15 protein-coding genes are annotated in these 14,589 nt (G+C 68.6%); 2 read left to right on the top strand and 13 right to left on the bottom strand.

Translation table 11 applies throughout. The features are described from left to right. The first annotated feature begins 30 nt into the window (after positions 1–30). Positions 31–954 carry a fructokinase gene (gene mak / locus ACJ8AN_RS22620; RefSeq protein ID WP_407757511.1) on the top strand — a complete coding sequence of 308 codons (924 nt, stop codon included), beginning with the start codon at positions 31–33 and terminating at the stop codon, positions 952–954. 25 nt (positions 955–979) lie between these two features. Here the strand turns inward: mak and ACJ8AN_RS22615 are convergent, their stop codons facing one another. Beyond that, complete coding sequence (locus ACJ8AN_RS22615) at positions 980–1,741, bottom strand: crotonase/enoyl-CoA hydratase family protein (protein ID WP_407757510.1); 762 nt, start codon at positions 1,739–1,741, stop codon at positions 980–982. A gap of 117 nt (positions 1,742–1,858) precedes the next feature. On the opposite strand from ACJ8AN_RS22615, the gene ACJ8AN_RS22610 reads away from it, so the two are divergent. Further along, entirely contained in the window at positions 1,859–3,007 is a 1,149-nt protein-coding gene (locus tag ACJ8AN_RS22610; RefSeq protein ID WP_407757509.1) for a hypothetical protein, read from the top strand. Positions 3,008–3,029: 22 nt separating this feature from the next. On the opposite strand, the gene sufT is transcribed toward ACJ8AN_RS22610, so the two are convergent. The 12 genes from sufT to ACJ8AN_RS22550 all read right to left on the bottom strand — a co-directional run bounded on the left by sufT (position 3,030) and on the right by ACJ8AN_RS22550 (position 14,457). Then, entirely contained in the window at positions 3,030–3,590 is a 561-nt protein-coding gene (gene sufT / locus ACJ8AN_RS22605; RefSeq protein WP_407757508.1) for a putative Fe-S cluster assembly protein SufT, read from the bottom strand. Positions 3,591–3,603: 13 nt separating this feature from the next. After that, on the bottom strand, positions 3,604–4,056 hold the full coding sequence (gene sufU / locus ACJ8AN_RS22600) for a Fe-S cluster assembly sulfur transfer protein SufU (RefSeq protein WP_407757507.1): 453 nt from the start codon (positions 4,054–4,056) through the stop codon (positions 3,604–3,606). Then, positions 4,053–5,282, bottom strand: coding sequence for a SufS family cysteine desulfurase (locus tag ACJ8AN_RS22595; RefSeq protein ID WP_407757506.1), 1,230 nt, complete (start codon positions 5,280–5,282; stop codon positions 4,053–4,055). The genes sufU and ACJ8AN_RS22595 overlap by 4 nt, the downstream gene beginning before the upstream one ends. Further along, positions 5,279–6,607: a Fe-S cluster assembly protein SufD gene (gene sufD / locus ACJ8AN_RS22590; RefSeq protein ID WP_407757505.1), complete on the bottom strand. Its 1,329-nt coding sequence runs from the start codon at positions 6,605–6,607 to the stop codon at positions 5,279–5,281. The genes ACJ8AN_RS22595 and sufD overlap by 4 nt, the downstream gene beginning before the upstream one ends. Continuing rightward, the gene (gene sufC, locus ACJ8AN_RS22585) at positions 6,604–7,392 is read right to left on the bottom strand and encodes a Fe-S cluster assembly ATPase SufC (RefSeq protein ID WP_407757504.1); all 789 of its coding nucleotides are present in this window, start codon (positions 7,390–7,392) and stop codon (positions 6,604–6,606) included. The genes sufD and sufC overlap by 4 nt, the downstream gene beginning before the upstream one ends. Continuing rightward, the gene (gene sufB / locus ACJ8AN_RS22580; protein WP_407757503.1) at positions 7,389–8,825 is read right to left on the bottom strand and encodes a Fe-S cluster assembly protein SufB; all 1,437 of its coding nucleotides are present in this window, start codon (positions 8,823–8,825) and stop codon (positions 7,389–7,391) included. The genes sufC and sufB overlap by 4 nt, the downstream gene beginning before the upstream one ends. Then, positions 8,822–9,328, bottom strand: a complete 507-nt coding sequence (locus tag ACJ8AN_RS22575) for an SUF system Fe-S cluster assembly regulator (RefSeq protein WP_407757502.1) — start codon at positions 9,326–9,328, stop codon at positions 8,822–8,824. The genes sufB and ACJ8AN_RS22575 overlap by 4 nt, the downstream gene beginning before the upstream one ends. A 231-nt stretch (positions 9,329–9,559) precedes the next feature. Then, a complete protein-coding gene (locus ACJ8AN_RS22570) occupies positions 9,560–9,820 on the bottom strand; it encodes a hypothetical protein (protein ID WP_407757501.1) in 261 nt (86 codons plus the stop codon). Positions 9,821–9,917: 97 nt separating this feature from the next. Beyond that, positions 9,918–12,167, bottom strand: coding sequence for a helicase HerA-like domain-containing protein (locus ACJ8AN_RS22565; protein WP_407757500.1), 2,250 nt, complete (start codon positions 12,165–12,167; stop codon positions 9,918–9,920). A gap of 22 nt (positions 12,168–12,189) precedes the next feature. Next, on the bottom strand, positions 12,190–13,350 hold the full coding sequence (locus ACJ8AN_RS22560; RefSeq protein WP_407757499.1) for a hypothetical protein: 1,161 nt from the start codon (positions 13,348–13,350) through the stop codon (positions 12,190–12,192). Beyond that, entirely contained in the window at positions 13,343–14,083 is a 741-nt protein-coding gene (locus ACJ8AN_RS22555) for an ImmA/IrrE family metallo-endopeptidase (protein ID WP_407757498.1), read from the bottom strand. The genes ACJ8AN_RS22560 and ACJ8AN_RS22555 overlap by 8 nt, the downstream gene beginning before the upstream one ends. Next, positions 14,080–14,457 carry a hypothetical protein gene (locus ACJ8AN_RS22550; RefSeq protein WP_407757497.1) on the bottom strand — a complete coding sequence of 126 codons (378 nt, stop codon included), beginning with the start codon at positions 14,455–14,457 and terminating at the stop codon, positions 14,080–14,082. Before ACJ8AN_RS22550 ends, ACJ8AN_RS22555 begins: the two co-directional genes overlap by 4 nt. Positions 14,458–14,589: the final 132 nt, after the last annotated feature.

The raw sequence follows: 14,589 nt of genomic DNA, 5'->3' as shown, positions 1-14,589 counted from the left end.
GTACGGGAAGGCCCATTCAGGAGGTAGGACGTGCGCATCGGCATCGACCTCGGCGGAACGAAGATCGAGGCCCTGGCCCTCGCCGACGACGGGCGCGAGCTGGGGCGCATCCGCGTGCCCACGCCTCGTGATGATTACGAGGGCACCGTCCATACCATCGCCCACCTGTGCACGCGCCTGGAGCAGCAGACGGGACAGCGCGGCAGCGTGGGCGTGGGCATTCCGGGCACCATTTCCGCGCGCACCGGGCTCGTGAAGAACGCCAACTCGGTGTGGTTGAACGGACGTCCCCTGGACCGCGACCTCGCTCGGGCGCTGGGCCGCCCCGTCCGCCTGGCCAACGACGCCAACTGTCTGGCCGTGTCCGAGGCCACCGACGGAGCCGCCGCCGGCCACCCGGTGGTGTTCGCCGTCATTCTCGGCACGGGGACGGGGGCGGGCGTGGCGCTCGGTGGGCGGCCCCATGCGGGCCGCAACGGCGTGGGCGGCGAATGGGGCCACAACCCGCTGCCGTGGGCGACGCCCGAGGAGTTTCCCGGCCCCGAGTGCTACTGCGGCAAGCGGGGCTGCCTGGAGACCTGGGTGTCCGGCCCGGGCTTCGAGAACGACTACGAGCAACACACGGGCACCCGTCTGCGGAGCTCGGACCTCGCCGCGCGAGCCGAGGCCGGTGTGCCCTCGGCGGTGGCGGCGCTCCAGCGCTACGTGGATCGGCTGGCGCGAGGCCTCGCCCACGTCATCGACATCCTGGACCCGGACGTCATCGTGCTGGGCGGTGGCATGTCCAATGTGGCCGCCCTGTACCGGCTGGTGCCGGAGCAGTTGCCCCGTTGGGTCTTCGGAGGGGAGGCCGACACGCCCCTACGCCCCGCCCTGCACGGAGATTCGAGCGGCATCCGCGGCGCCGCCTGGCTCTGGCGTGCCGGAGAGGACTGGGAGACGCCTTCCGAGTGAAGCCCTTCGAGGCTTCCCTGCGCGTCTACTCGAACGAGCCGTGCCGGCCCGCACCGCCCGCGAAACGCTTCGCGCCGGCCAGTGACTCCGACTCGAGCACCTGGATGCCGCCCCGGAATTCGCGCAGGAGCGCCTCCTCCAGCGGGAGCCCCGCCTGCTCGTACGCCGAGCGCCGGTCCGCGTTCATGCAGGCCTGAGGGAAGGCGGCGAGCTCCCGGGCCAGTTGCTCCGCGGCCTCGCGCGCACCGCCCCGGGGCACCACGCGGTTGACGAGCCCCATGCCCAGCGCCTCCTGCGCGGACACCGGACGGCCCGTGAGGATGAGGTCCAACGCACGCGAGAGGCCAATCAACCGGGGCAGCCGCACCGTCCCCCCGTCGATGAGTGGCACACCCCAGCGGCGGCAGAACACGCCCAGCACGGCGTCCTCCTCGGCCACGCGCAGGTCGCACCAGAGGGCCAGCTCCAGCCCTCCCGCGACGGCGTGCCCCGAGACGGCGGCGATCACCGGCTTGCTCAGCAGCATGCGCGAGGGCCCCATCGGCCCGTCCCCCTCGGGCGCGAGGTGCGGCAGCCGGCCCTCGGCCACCGCCTTCAAGTCCGCGCCCGCGCAGAAGGTGCCTCCCTCGCCGAAGAAGACGCCGACCTTCGCCTCCTCGTCGGCCTCGAGCTCCCGGAAGGCCTTCGCGAGGGCCTCGGCCGTGGCACCGTCCACGGCATTGCGCACCTCCGGGCGGTGGAGGATGACGGTGGTGACGGGGCCGTTCTTCTCGACGCGGACACTCATGGCGCGCTCCTCTTCATGCACTCGACACACGATGGCCTGGAGCGGGGAGACGACTCCAGCCTCGGTTCAGGAATCATCCGAATTCAGCGATGATGAGCCACAGGAGAGAGCCGCCTCGTGTCCGATACCCTCATGACCGAAGACGATGTCGAGGACCTGTCGCAGGCCACCGCCGACGCGCTCAAGAAGGTGGGCTACGACATCACCCGCTGGAGGGAAGCGGGAGCGGTCAGTCCAGGGGTGGTCGCCCTGCTCTACGCCTGGTTCTCCAATCAGGTCTTCCAGAACGGCCTCAGCGGCTGGGTGGGCAATGGCTACGCGAAGCTGGGTGAGCACCGGGTGCTCGCCGCCCTCACGCGCATGTACGCCGGGCTCGATCCCGACATGGCCTCGGTGCTGTTCCACGCGTTCCAGCAGATAGAGCAGCACGGCGCGGGAAGCCCCGAGTCCAGTGGGCTGCCGGACCATCTCGACACGTTGCTCTGGGAGCGCCCGTTGCGGCGGCTGAAGTTCGGCCTCGCGGTGGCGGCGCGCTGGGATGCCAAGGCCGACCCCTTCGAGCTCCCACCGCCCCAATGGGAGCCACCGCGCACGCCGCTGGCGCCGACGCTGGGAGGCCCGGTGCGCTACCCGAGCGTCGCGGTGGGACTCACCGAGCAGGGGGCGCACCTGGACGTGCGCATGGAGAGCTTCGACACGTTCGACGCGGTGAACGTGGCGGGCGCCGTGGTGCGCGGGCTGTGGCGCGCGGGCGTCACGGACGGGGAGCTGCACCGCTTCCTGGAGGATGCCGAGAGCGATCGCAAACACCTGGGCGAGGTCTGCGCGCGATGGGTCTCCTTCGACGGGGATGGCGGAGACGCCATGCGCTTCCAACGCATCCGCGATGGGCTGTTCCCGCCGGATCCGCTGCGCCCCTGGTTCCCCCAGGTGAAGGACTGGCACGGACTGTTCCTCCTGCCCGAGGGCGCCATCGAGCGGGTGGAGCAGGCCCTGAAGCAGGTGAACTACCGTCCGCTGAACCAGCCCGTCGCCGAGCTCCCCGACACGCTCCGTGCGGCCATGCGCTGGGATCCCGATGTCATCGGCGTGCTGCGGGGAGACACGCTCTCCTCCGTCGACACCCAGGCGTTCGAGCTGCTGCTCAAGGCCACGCTGACGGGACACCGGGTGATCGTCTTCGGACTGCGCGACGCGGCGAAGCAGGAGCTCCGCCATCAAGCCGCGCGCTTCCAGGCGGCCGTGCACGAGCCCACGACCGCCTGACCCACGAAGCCCGGCCCGGGGACTACATCCACCCGAGCTGCAACCGCGCGACGTCCGACATGCGGCTCTGATCCCAGGGCGGGTCCCAGACGAGCTGCACGTCCGCCTCCTTCACGCCGGAGAGGGACTGCACCTTCTGGCGCACGTCATCCACCAGCACCGGGCCCATGCCGCACCCCGGAGCCGTCACCGTCATGAGGATTTCCACCTTGTGGCCGCCCTCGGGCAGCGGCGTGGACTTGCACTGGTACACCAGCCCCAGCTCCACGATGTTCACCGGAATCTCCGGGTCATACACCGTGCGCAGCTGCTCCCAGACGCGCTCCTCGTCGAACGCGCCCTCGTCGGCTGGGGCCTGGGACTCCTCGCTCCTGGGCTTCTGCGCGAGGTAGTCGGCGCCCAGCACCTCGGCGTCCTTCTCGTCGATGCGCATGAGCTGCCCGTAATCGCCCTGCACGGTCACGTTGCCGCCGAGCGTCTGGAGCACCCGCACCTCGGTACCCGCGGGCACCGTCACACGCTCGCCGCTGGGAATCATCGTCACTTCGCAGTCGCGCGCGAGTGGCGTCAGCAAACCTCTCATTCGAGCATCCTCCCTACTCCGTCGAGACGGAGGTCTCCTGGCCATCGAGCGCCGCGCGCAGCGCATGCCACGCGAGGCTCGCGCACTTCACCCGAGCCGGAAACGCATTCACCCCGGAGAGCACCGCCAGCTTGCCCAGTGCCTCCATGTCCACGCCCTCGGGCCCCTCGGTCACCAGCTTGTGCACCAGCTCGAAGAGGTGCTCGGCCTGCGCCCGGGACATCTCCTTCACCGCCCCCGTCATCAGCGACGCCGAGGCCCGGGAAATCGCACACCCCTGCCCCAGGAAGCCCACGTCCTTGATGACGTCGCCCTCCAGCCGCAGCGTCACGGTGAGCTGGTCCCCACAGAGCGGGTTGTAACCGTCCGCCCTGCGGTTGGCGCCCTCGGCCTCGCGGAAGTTGCGCGGCCGCTTGCCGTGCTCCAGCACCACCTCCTGGTAGAGGTCCTGCAGCTCCGAGCTCATGCGAACACCTCCCGCACCTTGTGAAGCCCGCGCACCAGCGCGTCGATGTCCTCGCGCGTGTTGTACATGGCCAGCGACGCGCGCACCGTGGCCGCCACGCCGAAGCACGACAGCAGCGGCTGCGCGCAGTGGTGACCGGCCCGGATGGCCACGCCCTCGCGGTCCAGGATGGTGCCCACGTCGTGCGCGTGCACGTCCTCCATGACGAAGGACAGCACCCCGGAGCGCTCACGCGCCCGGCCCATCAGCTTCACGCCCGGCACGCTCTCCAGCGCCCGGGTGCCGTACTCCAGCAGCTCCCGGTCGTGCGCCGCGATGGCCTCCACGCCCACCGACTCGATGTAATCCATGGCCGCGGCCAGCCCCACCGCGCCCGAGATGTCGGGCGTGCCCGCCTCCAGGCGGTACGGCAGCCGGTTGTAGACCGTCTTGTCCATCGTCACGGAGAGGATCATGTCCCCACCGCCCTGCCAGGGCGGCATGGACTCGAGCACCGCGGCCTTGCCGTACAGCACGCCGATGCCCGTGGGCCCGAACATCTTGTGCCCGGAGAAGGCGTAGAAGTCGCAGTCGAGATCCTGCACGTCCACGCGGAAGTGCTGCGTGGCCTGCGCGCCGTCCACGAGCACCGGCACGCCCCGGGCATGGGCCCGCTTGATGATGTCGCGCACCGGATTCACCGTGCCCAGCGCGTTGGACACGTGCGTCACCGCGAGCAGGCGAGTGCGCGCCGTCAGCAGGGCCTCGAGCTGCTCCAGGCGCAGCTCGCCGTGCTCGTCCACCGGCAGCACCTTCAGCGTGGCGCCCACCTGCTGGCAGAGCATCTGCCAGGGGACGATGTCCGAGTGGTGCTCCATGGCGGTGATGAGCACCTCGTCACCGGGGCCCACCTTGCTGCGCCCGTACGACTGCGCCACCAGGTTGATGGCCTCGGTGCAGCCGCGCACGAAGATGATCTCCTTCGCCTCGCGCGCGTTGATGAAGCGGCGCACCCGCTCGCGAGCCCCCTCGTAGGCCTGGGTGGCCCGCTCGGAGAGCGCGTGCACGCCGCGGTGCACGTTGGCGTTGTCGTGGGTGTAGTAGCGCACCAGGGCGTCGATGACGGCCTGGGGCTTCTGCGTCGTCGCCGCGCTGTCCAGGTACACCAGCGGCCGGCCCCGCACCTCCTGGTGGAGGATGGGGAAGTCCGCGCGGATGCGCGCCACGTCCAAAGGTGCCCCGCTCATGCCCTTCCCTCCTTCGTGCCCGGGAGCTTGCGAGCCAGCAGCTCCTCCACCTGGTCCCTGAGCGTCGCCAGCGGCACGGCGCCCACCACTTCCTTGGCGAAGGCGTGCGTCAGCAGCGACTCCGCCTCGGCCCGGGGGATGCCACGGGCCCGGAGGTAGAAGAGCGCCTGCTCGTCCAACCGGCCCACCGTCGCGCCGTGCGCGCACTTCACGTCATCCGCGAGGATTTCGAGCTGCGGCCGCGCATCCGCCATCGCCGCCTCCGACAGGAGGAGGTTGCGGTTGGACTGGCGCGAATCCGTCTGCTGCGCGTCCGGACGCACCATCACCTTGCCATGGAAGGTGCCACGCGCCTTGTCGTCCAGCACGCCCTTGTACAGCTCGCGGCTGGTGCAGCGCGGCTGCGCATGGTCCAGGTTCGTCCAGTGGTCCAGGTGCTGCGTGCCGTGGCCCACGTACAGCCCGTTGAGCGTGGCCTCGCCGCCCTGGGCGGTGAAGAGCGCGTGCACCTCGTTGCGCGCGAGCGCTCCGCCCAGCGCCACCACGTGCGAGGCGAAGCGGCTGTCGCGCCCCTGCGCCACGTGCAGGGCGCCGATGTGGAAGGCCGTCTCGGCCTCGGCCTGCAGCTTGAGGTGCGTGAAGCGCGCCCCCTCCCCCAGCACCACCTCCGTCACCGCGTTGGTGAAGGAGACGCCCGGCGCCGCGCCCGCGTAGGTCTCCACCAGCGTCAGCTCGCTGTTCTCCCCGGCCTGCACCACCACCCGGGGACTCGCCATCGCCACGTGGTTGTCCCCCCGCGCGAGGAAGAGCAGCTGCACGGGCTCGGCGCACACCGTCCCCGGCGCCACCCGCACCACCGCGCCCTCCTCCAGCAGCGCCGCGTTGAGCGCGGTGAAGGCACTCGCCTCCGCGCGCGCCCGCTGGCCCACCACCGCCTCCAGCCCCTCACCGTCCTTCGTCAGCGCCTCGCGCAGGCTGCGCACCGTGAGGCCCTCGGGCGCCCCGTCCAGCCGCGACAGCTCGCGGACGAACCAGCCATCCACGAACACCAGCCGCGGCCCCGTGCCCGGCAGCGAGAGCCGCGCCACCGCCGCTTCCACGCCCGCCTCGTGCACGGTGCGCACGAGCGTGAAGGCATGGCCGGCGATGGGCGCCACGTTCGTGTACTTCCAGTCCTCGAGCTTCGACGAGGGGAAGCCCTGGCGCGCCAGCTGCGCGATGCCCTCCTGCCGCAAGGCGCGCAGCCACGCGGGAGTCCCCGCCGCCCGCTCCGCCTGGAAGCGCTCGGCCAGGTCGAGGTAGTGCTGCAGCCCCGCCTCCGTCACGGCCTCGCCTCCTTCTTGCCGCCCGCGCCGCCCTGGCCCGGGGTCAGCCACGCATAGCCCTTCTGCTCCAGCTCCAGCGCCAGCTCGCGCCCGCCCGTGCGGACGATGAGCCCGCCGGCCAGCACCGACACCTTGTCCGGCACCACGTACTCCAGCAGCCGCTGGTAGTGCGTAATCACGAGCAGGCTCCGCTCCGCCGAGCGCAGCGCGTTGATGCCTCCGGAGACGATTCGCAGCGCGTCGATGTCCAGCCCCGAGTCCGTCTCGTCGAGGATGGCCAGCCGCGGCTCGAGCACCGCCATCTGGAAGATTTCGTTGCGCTTCTTCTCGCCGCCGGAGAACCCCTCGTTCACCGAGCGCTGCATGAAGGCCTGGTCGAGCTGCACCAGCTTGGACTTCTCGCGCGCGAGCTGGAGGAAGTCCATGGCGTCGAGCTCCTCCTTGCCCTCGGTGCGCCGCCGGGCGTTGAGCGCCGTGCGCAGGAAGTGCAGGTTGCCCACGCCCGGAATCTCCACCGGGTACTGGAAGGCCATGAAGACGCCCGAGTGGGCCCGGTCCTCCGGCTGCATGGACAGGAGGTCCTTGCCGTCGAAGAGCACCTCGCCCTTCGTCACCTCGTACGTCTCGCGGCCGGCGAGCACCTGCGACAGCGTGCTCTTGCCCGAGCCGTTGGGGCCCATGATGGCGTGCACCTCGCCGGGCATGAGCTCCAGGTTGATTCCCTTGAGGACCTCGCGCCCCGCGACGCGCACGTGCAAGTCATTGATGCTGAGCAGCGGCTTCATCCCACGCTTCCTTCCAGGCTCACGCTGAGCAGCTTCTGCGCCTCGACGGCGAACTCCATCGGCAGCTCCTTGAAGACCTGCCGGCAGAAGCCATTGACGATCATCGAAACTGCGTCTTCCTTCGAAATGCCCCGCTGCTGGCAGTAGAAGAGCTGGTCCTCGCCAATCTTGGACGTGGACGCCTCGTGCTCCACCTGCGCCGAGGAATTCTTCACCTCGATGTACGGCAGCGTATGGGCGCCGCACTTGCTCCCCAGCAGCAGCGAATCGCACTGCGTGTAGTTGCGCGCGCCCTCGGCGCTCTTGAGCACCTTCACCAGGCCCCGGTACGTGTTCTGCCCGTGGCCGGCGGAAATCCCCTTGGAGACGATGGTGCTGCGCGAGTTGCGGCCCAGGTGGATCATCTTCGTCCCCGTGTCCGCCTGCTGCCGGTGGTTGGCGAGCGCCACCGAATAGAACTCGCCGATGGAGTCGTCCCCCTTGAGGATGACGCTCGGGTACTTCCAGGTGATGGCCGAGCCCGTCTCCACCTGCGTCCAGGAAATCTTGGACTTCGTATGGGCGATGCCGCGCTTGGTGACGAAGTTGTAGATGCCGCCGCGGCCCTGCTCGTCACCGGGGTACCAGTTCTGCACGGTGGAGTACTTGATGGTGGCCCCGTCCAACGCCACGAGCTCCACCACGGCGGCGTGGAGCTGGTTGGTGTCGCGCATGGGGGCGGTGCAGCCCTCGAGGTAGCTCACATAGGCGCCCTCGTCGGCGACGATGAGGGTGCGCTCGAACTGGCCGGTGTTCTCCGCGTTGATGCGGAAGTAGGTGGACAGCTCCATGGGGCAACGCACGCCCTTGGGCACGTAGACGAACGAGCCGTCGCTGAATACCGCCGAGTTGAGCGCCGCGAAGAAGTTGTCCGAGTGCGGCACCACCGTGCCCAGGTACTTCTTCACCAGCTCCGGGTGCTCGCGCACCGCCTCGGAGAAGGAGCAGAAGATGACGCCGGCCTTGGCCAGCTTGTCCTTGAAGGTGGTGGCCACCGACACCGAGTCGAACACCGCATCCACCGCCACGTTCTGCATCAGCTTCTGCTCCTCGAGCGGAATGCCGAGCTTGGCGTACGTCTTGAGGATCTCCGGATCGACCTGGTCCAGGCTGTCGAGCTTCGGCTTCTGCTTGGGCGCCGAGTAGTAGATGATGTCCTGGTAGTTGATGCGCGAGTACGCCACCTTCTGCCAGTCGGGCTCCTTCAGGGTGAGCCAGTGACGGTAGGCGCGCAGACGCCACTCGAGCATGAAGTCCGGCTCGCCCTTCTTGGCCGAGATGAGGCGGATGACGTCCTCGTTGAGACCGGGGGGAATGGCCTCGGACTCCACCGCGGTGACGAAGCCGGCCTCGTACTGGCGCTTCGTGAGCTCCTGGATGGTCTGCGTGCTCATGAATGGACTCCTCCCGCCGTGGCCGGGGGGGTGGGGTTGGGGGATGGGGCGGCCGGACGCGCGGGGACGCCGAGGCCCACCAGGCGCGGCACCGGCGCACAGAGGTCCGCCAGTGTCAGCCGGCCGAGCGCGTCCTGGATGGTGCGGTTGATGACGCGCCAGTGGCCGCGCACGCGGCACACCGTCTCCAGCTCACAGGCACTCGCGGGGGGATGGGCGCCGTGGGCACCGCACTCGGTGAGGGAGACGGGGCCCTCGAGCGCGGAGATGATGTCGGTGAGGGGAATGCGCTCCGCGGGCCGGGCGAGCCCGTAGCCGCCGCTGGCACCCCGCTGGGACACCAGCAGGCCAGCGCCCTGGAGCCCCTTGAGCACCTTGCTCACCGAGGGCAGGGGCACACCGGTACCGGCCGCCAACTCCCTCGCCGTGCGCGTCTCGTTGGCGCGCGCCAGCTCGGTTAGCAGAACGATGCCGTAGTCGGTCATCTTGCTCATCCGGAGCATTCGGATTGTCTCCAGCCGTCCGGTCCCCCGACTCCCGGAGGCACCTGTGCGTGGGGGCTCTTTAAACAGGACTAACTTGGTCCGCATTAAAAATCGTGCCATCACGGGCTCGGCGTGTCGGTTGCCCCACGACCAGGAGTGAAGACCCGCGCAAGCCCCCTCTCCCTCCGGGACAGGGCGGGGGTGAGAGTATCCGGGCCCGTGCTCCAGCCTGTGGCCCAACCCGTGCGCTCAGCCCTGGAAGACGGGCTGTGGAGACAAGGAGAAGAAGAGGGCGAGCGCTCCGAGGAACAGCACCCAGGGGCCGGCGAGCCGCAGGAGGACCCGGGGCACCGAGGGCAGACGGGCGGCGAGGCCCTCCTCCGAAGGATCCGCGAGCCACCGCGACAGCGCGACGTAGAGCAGCACCACCGCCAGGGGGACGCCCACCCGCATGAGCCCGAAGCTCGGACTGAAGAACGGGAACTCACCGAGGAGCAAGGTGAGCGCCACGAGCGCGCACCAGCCCGAGGAGGAACCATCGGGTGAGCAGCAGGAGGGCTCGGCGGAGAAGCGGTGCGGCCATGGAGAGGCCGCACCATACCCGCAACTATTCCACGAGCAGCCGCTTCACGGGCGCGGGGTCCACCGCGACCATCAATGGGCGGGTGAAGTTGCTGAACGACACGAGCGCCTGCCCGGGTGCGAGCCGCGACACCCGGTTCCAGAGGCTCTCGTCGATCGTCCCCGCGGTCTTCTGCATCCGGGAGATGACGGTGCTGTCGGTGATCTTGTGGATGATGAAGTTGTTGAGCAGGCCCAGCACCTCGTTGGGGAGGTGCTGCGGCAGCTGCGTGACGAAGACAAGCCCCAACCAGCGCTTGCGTCCGCGTTTGGCGATCTTCGCCACCTGTTCGAACAGCACGGGCATCTGTGAGATGCGATTGGCCGACAGGAACTCGTGGGCCTCCTCGATGATGATGAGGACCGGGGTGACGGATTGCCCCTGCTCATTGGCCCGCTGGTAGCGCGCCTCCTGCGTCTCCTGGAGCCCGCGCAGGATGTCGGCGATGACCAGATTGTTGAGTTGGGGCGAGTCCGTATCCGACAGGTCGATCACCGACACCCGCCCGGCGGTCAGCATCGAGTCGTAATCCACCCCCGGTGCCGAGCCGACGTCAAACAGCTTGAGACGCCGTAGGTAGTGGAGCTTGCCAGCCAGGGTCTTCCAGCTGATCTCATTCCTGCTCGCATGCGCCATCACCCGGCCCATTACCCGGCCGAAGTTGTTCCGGAACTCGCTGTACAAGGTGGGGAGGTGGGCCTGGAGCGGCTCGGGGCCATCTGACTCAGCGTCCTCGGTCTCGAGGAGGCTGGCCTGCTTCCGGGACGTGGGTTTCGCTCTGCTCTTCGTCTCGGCCTTCCCCTCGTCACTGAGGCTGTAGATATAGGTGCTCACCACATCCAGGAGGTGCTGGATGGTCATACGCGGGTAGCCCGTCGACAGCTCGTCGAGCTCCAACACCTGCTGGCGCTCCTCGGGCGTCCTCGGAAAGACGCCGAAGTCCTCCAGCAGCAGCTTGGTGACGTCGTAGGCCTTGTGGAAGCGCTCGCGCTGCGCATCCGACAGGTCCAGGATCTCCGCGATGGCGAAGGGGGAGAGGCTCGAGAAGTTCAGCGCGAAGGGGTGCAGGTTCTTGTGCCTGGGATTGCGGCTGTCCCGCCCCATGAGATGGTGGATGTGCAGCTCCTTCACGCCCTGAGGCTTCTGGCCGCGACGCTTGAGCGCTTCGAGCATCGCCGGGTCGTCGGTGGGCTTGTCCACATGCGTGTATTCACCCTCCACGTCGAAGATGATGGTGGCGATTCCCGCCTCCTGCGCCCGGTGGATGAGCGTGGCGACGGTGGTGGACTTGCCTCCACCCGTCGTTCCGATGATGCCCGTGTGGCGAGGCAGGACGGACTTGTCCATGGGATGGAAGCGGGCCTCCATGTAGTCGTAGCCCACCACCATTCCCAGACACAGGTCTCCACTCATTCCGAGGACGTGCTCGCTCTCCGCGTCGTCGAGCAGGAAGACAGGGCTCTTGGGCCGGGGCCGGCGGCCGGGAGGAACCAGCTTGCCGTTACTCTCCTCGCCGAGGATCTCGATCTCCGCGCGCCCGTGGTAGTCGAAGGTATAGGTGAGCTTCTTGCCCTGGACCACCACGCCGACGGCGATCGTGGAGTTGGCGGAGACGGCATCGGGCTCGGCGAAGGGGCCGCGGACGACCAGGCCCAGGTAGGAGCGCTTGTCCTCGTGGGACTTCACCCGCACGAGTGTTTGGGATGCCAGCAGGTGGAGATCGTTCCGGGTCGTCAGGACGGTGACGAGGTTGTCCTGGCTCGACGGGGTGTCGAAGTGGGTGAAGCCCACCGCCTTCTCGAGCTCGGGGTCCAGACCGGCGGTCGCCTCATCCGCCTGATGCCCGAACTCCTCGAACTCGCCGAGCACACTGTCCGGCAGCGGCCGGACGACCTCATTGCGAGGGACCTCGGGCTCCCGAGGCGGTTGGCTCCGAGGCGTCGCCGGAGGTGGACCCGCTCTTCCAGGGGCCGACTGGGAAGAACGGGCGGGCTCTCCGCGCGGAGGACCCTCACCCGGAGGCGGGGCTACCCGGCCCGTCCCCCGCGGGGCCGGGCCCGCGGGCCGTGAAGCGTTCTGTCCCATCGGTGCCACGGGCCGGGCAGGTGCCCCACGGGGAGGCGTGGAGGCAGGAGGTGGAGCCGCCCTGGAGTTGCCCTGAGGTGCCACGGGGCGAGCCGGCCCGGTGGAAGGCACACCCGTGCCCGAAGACTTGGGAGTCTTTTCATCAGCCATGTCATGTCTCCCGGCGTCGCGGTCAGCGTCCGCCGAAGTAGTGGAATTGCGCGCCTGCGCGCGTGTACGCGTCGTTCACCAGACCGAGGAAGGATTCCGAACCAAAGACGCCACGGCATGACGCGTCCGCGACGTCGAGGAGCATCGGGAAACCCCGCTCGGGCCGCAGCATGCTGTCGGCCAGGGCGATATGGGCCGCGACGTGAACGTGCTCCCGGTGGGCGAAGAAGAGGCGCGGGGGCGCCTGCTCCGAGGCCCGGAAAAGCCCGATGACGACCTCCGGGCAGCACTCCCTCACGAAGGCGAGCGCCTCGTCGCCCATCTGGTTGTCGTAGTGCCACCGCTCGACGAACCAGGCACTGTCCTCCTCGAGCGTATGGAGGATGGCGTACTCGCCCGCCTTCAGCGCGTCTCCAATGGTCAGATACCCCTGCTCGTCCATCGCGGGATGGATGAAGACGAACTTCCTGTGGTCTTGGATGAGCCGCCGCAGCAAGCCCAGGGAAGCCTTCAACAAGGGCCTGTAATTGGCGCCGGAGAGCATCTCGCGTGAGCAGGGATTGCCCGGACCCATGCGCCACTCGGCTTGCGACCTGTCCAGGAGGATGGCCCGCTCGGCGTAGGCGCGGATGTAGCGGCGCATCAGCATGGACAGGTTGTCCCTCGGGCCGCGTTCGTGCCGCCGCTCCAGACAGTCCTGCACCACCTTCAGCACATCGGGATTCCGGGCGGTCACGTCCTTGCGGAAGAACCGCTGGGAGAAGATGCCGGACTGGCCCCCATACCCCACGACGTTCACGCCAATCTGGGTGATGCCCAGGGACAGGCTGTCATGAGAGGCGGCGATGCTGTTCACCGCCTCGACCCGTCCCGGGAAGAGCTTGCTGGCGAAGATGGTGTCGAGCCGCTCGGGACTGGCCGGATAGACCCCCGCCTCGGGGAGATGTGCCTGCCGTTTGAGCTCGGGAAAGATCTTGTTGCGGATGGCGGCCCGGACGCGCACCTCCGCGGTCTCGGCACTGGCGACCTGGGACCTGATGCGGGAGATCAACCGTTCGATCTCCCACCCCTTCTCCCAGGTGCGCAGGTCGAGTGTGACGGAGAGCTCTTCTCCCAGCACCGCCTGGTAGTCCGCGTCTCCGATGGGGCGCCTGTCTCCAAACGGCGGGATGTCATCATCCATATGACCGCTGCTCCTCCATGGGCGCGAACTTCAGGAAGAAGGGACGGCGGGCCGGCTCCTGGGCCAGCAACCACCGGACGTAGGACCGTGACTCCTTCAGGGGGAGCCCGAATCGCGAGGCCAGCTCGGCCTCCGCTTCCCGCCTGGAGAAGCGCCTCACGAGCGGAAGCGCCTCCTCGACCGGGGCCAGGAGCTCGAAGGCGAGGCGGTCCGCGTGGAACTCCGCCTCCATCGCCTTCCCCGAGCAGGGGTCGCCGGAAGCGTTGCGCTCCATGAGCCGGACCTGGACGCCGACGGAAACCCGATGGAATACCGAGACCAGGGTCTCGTGGGGCGTGGGGTCACGCTGTCCCTCGAGGACCGGCAGGAAATCCCTCCCGAGGGTGCGCCGCGCCCGCGCTCGGAGCAGGAGGTGGTCGAGCACGAAGTGCGACACTTCATGCGCCAGGGTGAACCGTTGCTCGTTCGTGTCGTCCCCCTCATCGATGAAGAGGAAGCCCTTTCCCGCCCGTGCCACCAGACACCCATGGAGCGGCCGGTCATCATCGGAGACGTGGTGCTTCACGCCTTTGCGCGCGAGCCAATTCCTGACACGGCCGCAGGTAAGCCCCGGCAGGTACACCAACGAGACGGGGAGCGCGCGACCCACCTCGGCGGCCAGGTTGCGAGGGAATGAGAGAGGAGGCGACAGGCCACACGCCGCCACGGCCTCTTCCAACCAACGTCGTGTCATGAATTCGTCTCGTCGTCCTGGGAACGATCTCGTGCCGCCAGCAGCACGGAATCACCCTCCGCCGCCTCTCCACCTTCCGGCCGTGCGGAGAGAGCATCCATCACTTCGACGTGCCGGAGCACTGCGATGAGACGGAGGGGATCCAATCCGAAACGTTTCACGATTGCATCTACGTGCTCGGTGAACTCTTCACCCTCGGGCCGTCGGCAAAGCGACAGCCACGCGAGCACCTCCAGCGAACAGCCCAGCTCCGCCGCGAGCTCCTCGGGAGACCGGCTCTCGAGCTCCCGATATCTCTCGAACACATGGCCGAGCGTCCAAACCTCGTGTGCACTGCGCCGGGCCGCCACCTTCAGCCAATCAGGATTCGTCATCGGCGTCCCCCTTTCCGAAGCGCTCCAGTAACTTCATGAGGCGATCTCGGTGCCGCTTCACCTCCCGCCGCATCTCGTCCGTGGGCAGAGGAGGCAGACGCAGCACCTCCGCGAAGCGCTCGGTTGCCCGCT

This window comes from Archangium sp., assembly GCF_045802675.1.
GTDB lineage: Bacteria > Myxococcota > Myxococcia > Myxococcales > Myxococcaceae > Archangium.
The sequence above is the reverse complement of the archived record's forward strand: the minus strand, read 5'-3'. Positions and strand labels throughout refer to the sequence as shown.

Coding starts and splice junctions, on each gene's coding strand:
- sufU (WP_407757507.1), bottom strand. CDS start 4,056: ATGAGCTCGGAGCTGCAGGACCTCTACCAGGAGGTGGTGCTGGAGCAC.
- ACJ8AN_RS22560 (WP_407757499.1), bottom strand. CDS start 13,350: ATGGATGATGACATCCCGCCGTTTGGAGACAGGCGCCCCATCGGAGAC.
- ACJ8AN_RS22550 (WP_407757497.1), bottom strand. CDS start 14,457: ATGACGAATCCTGATTGGCTGAAGGTGGCGGCCCGGCGCAGTGCACAC.
- ACJ8AN_RS22615 (WP_407757510.1), bottom strand. CDS start 1,741: ATGAGTGTCCGCGTCGAGAAGAACGGCCCCGTCACCACCGTCATCCTC.
- sufB (WP_407757503.1), bottom strand. CDS start 8,825: ATGAGCACGCAGACCATCCAGGAGCTCACGAAGCGCCAGTACGAGGCC.
- sufT (WP_407757508.1), bottom strand. CDS start 3,590: ATGAGAGGTTTGCTGACGCCACTCGCGCGCGACTGCGAAGTGACGATG.
- ACJ8AN_RS22575 (WP_407757502.1), bottom strand. CDS start 9,328: ATGCTCCGGATGAGCAAGATGACCGACTACGGCATCGTTCTGCTAACC.
- sufC (WP_407757504.1), bottom strand. CDS start 7,392: ATGAAGCCGCTGCTCAGCATCAATGACTTGCACGTGCGCGTCGCGGGG.
- ACJ8AN_RS22565 (WP_407757500.1), bottom strand. CDS start 12,167: ATGGCTGATGAAAAGACTCCCAAGTCTTCGGGCACGGGTGTGCCTTCC.
- ACJ8AN_RS22595 (WP_407757506.1), bottom strand. CDS start 5,282: ATGAGCGGGGCACCTTTGGACGTGGCGCGCATCCGCGCGGACTTCCCC.
- ACJ8AN_RS22555 (WP_407757498.1), bottom strand. CDS start 14,083: ATGACACGACGTTGGTTGGAAGAGGCCGTGGCGGCGTGTGGCCTGTCG.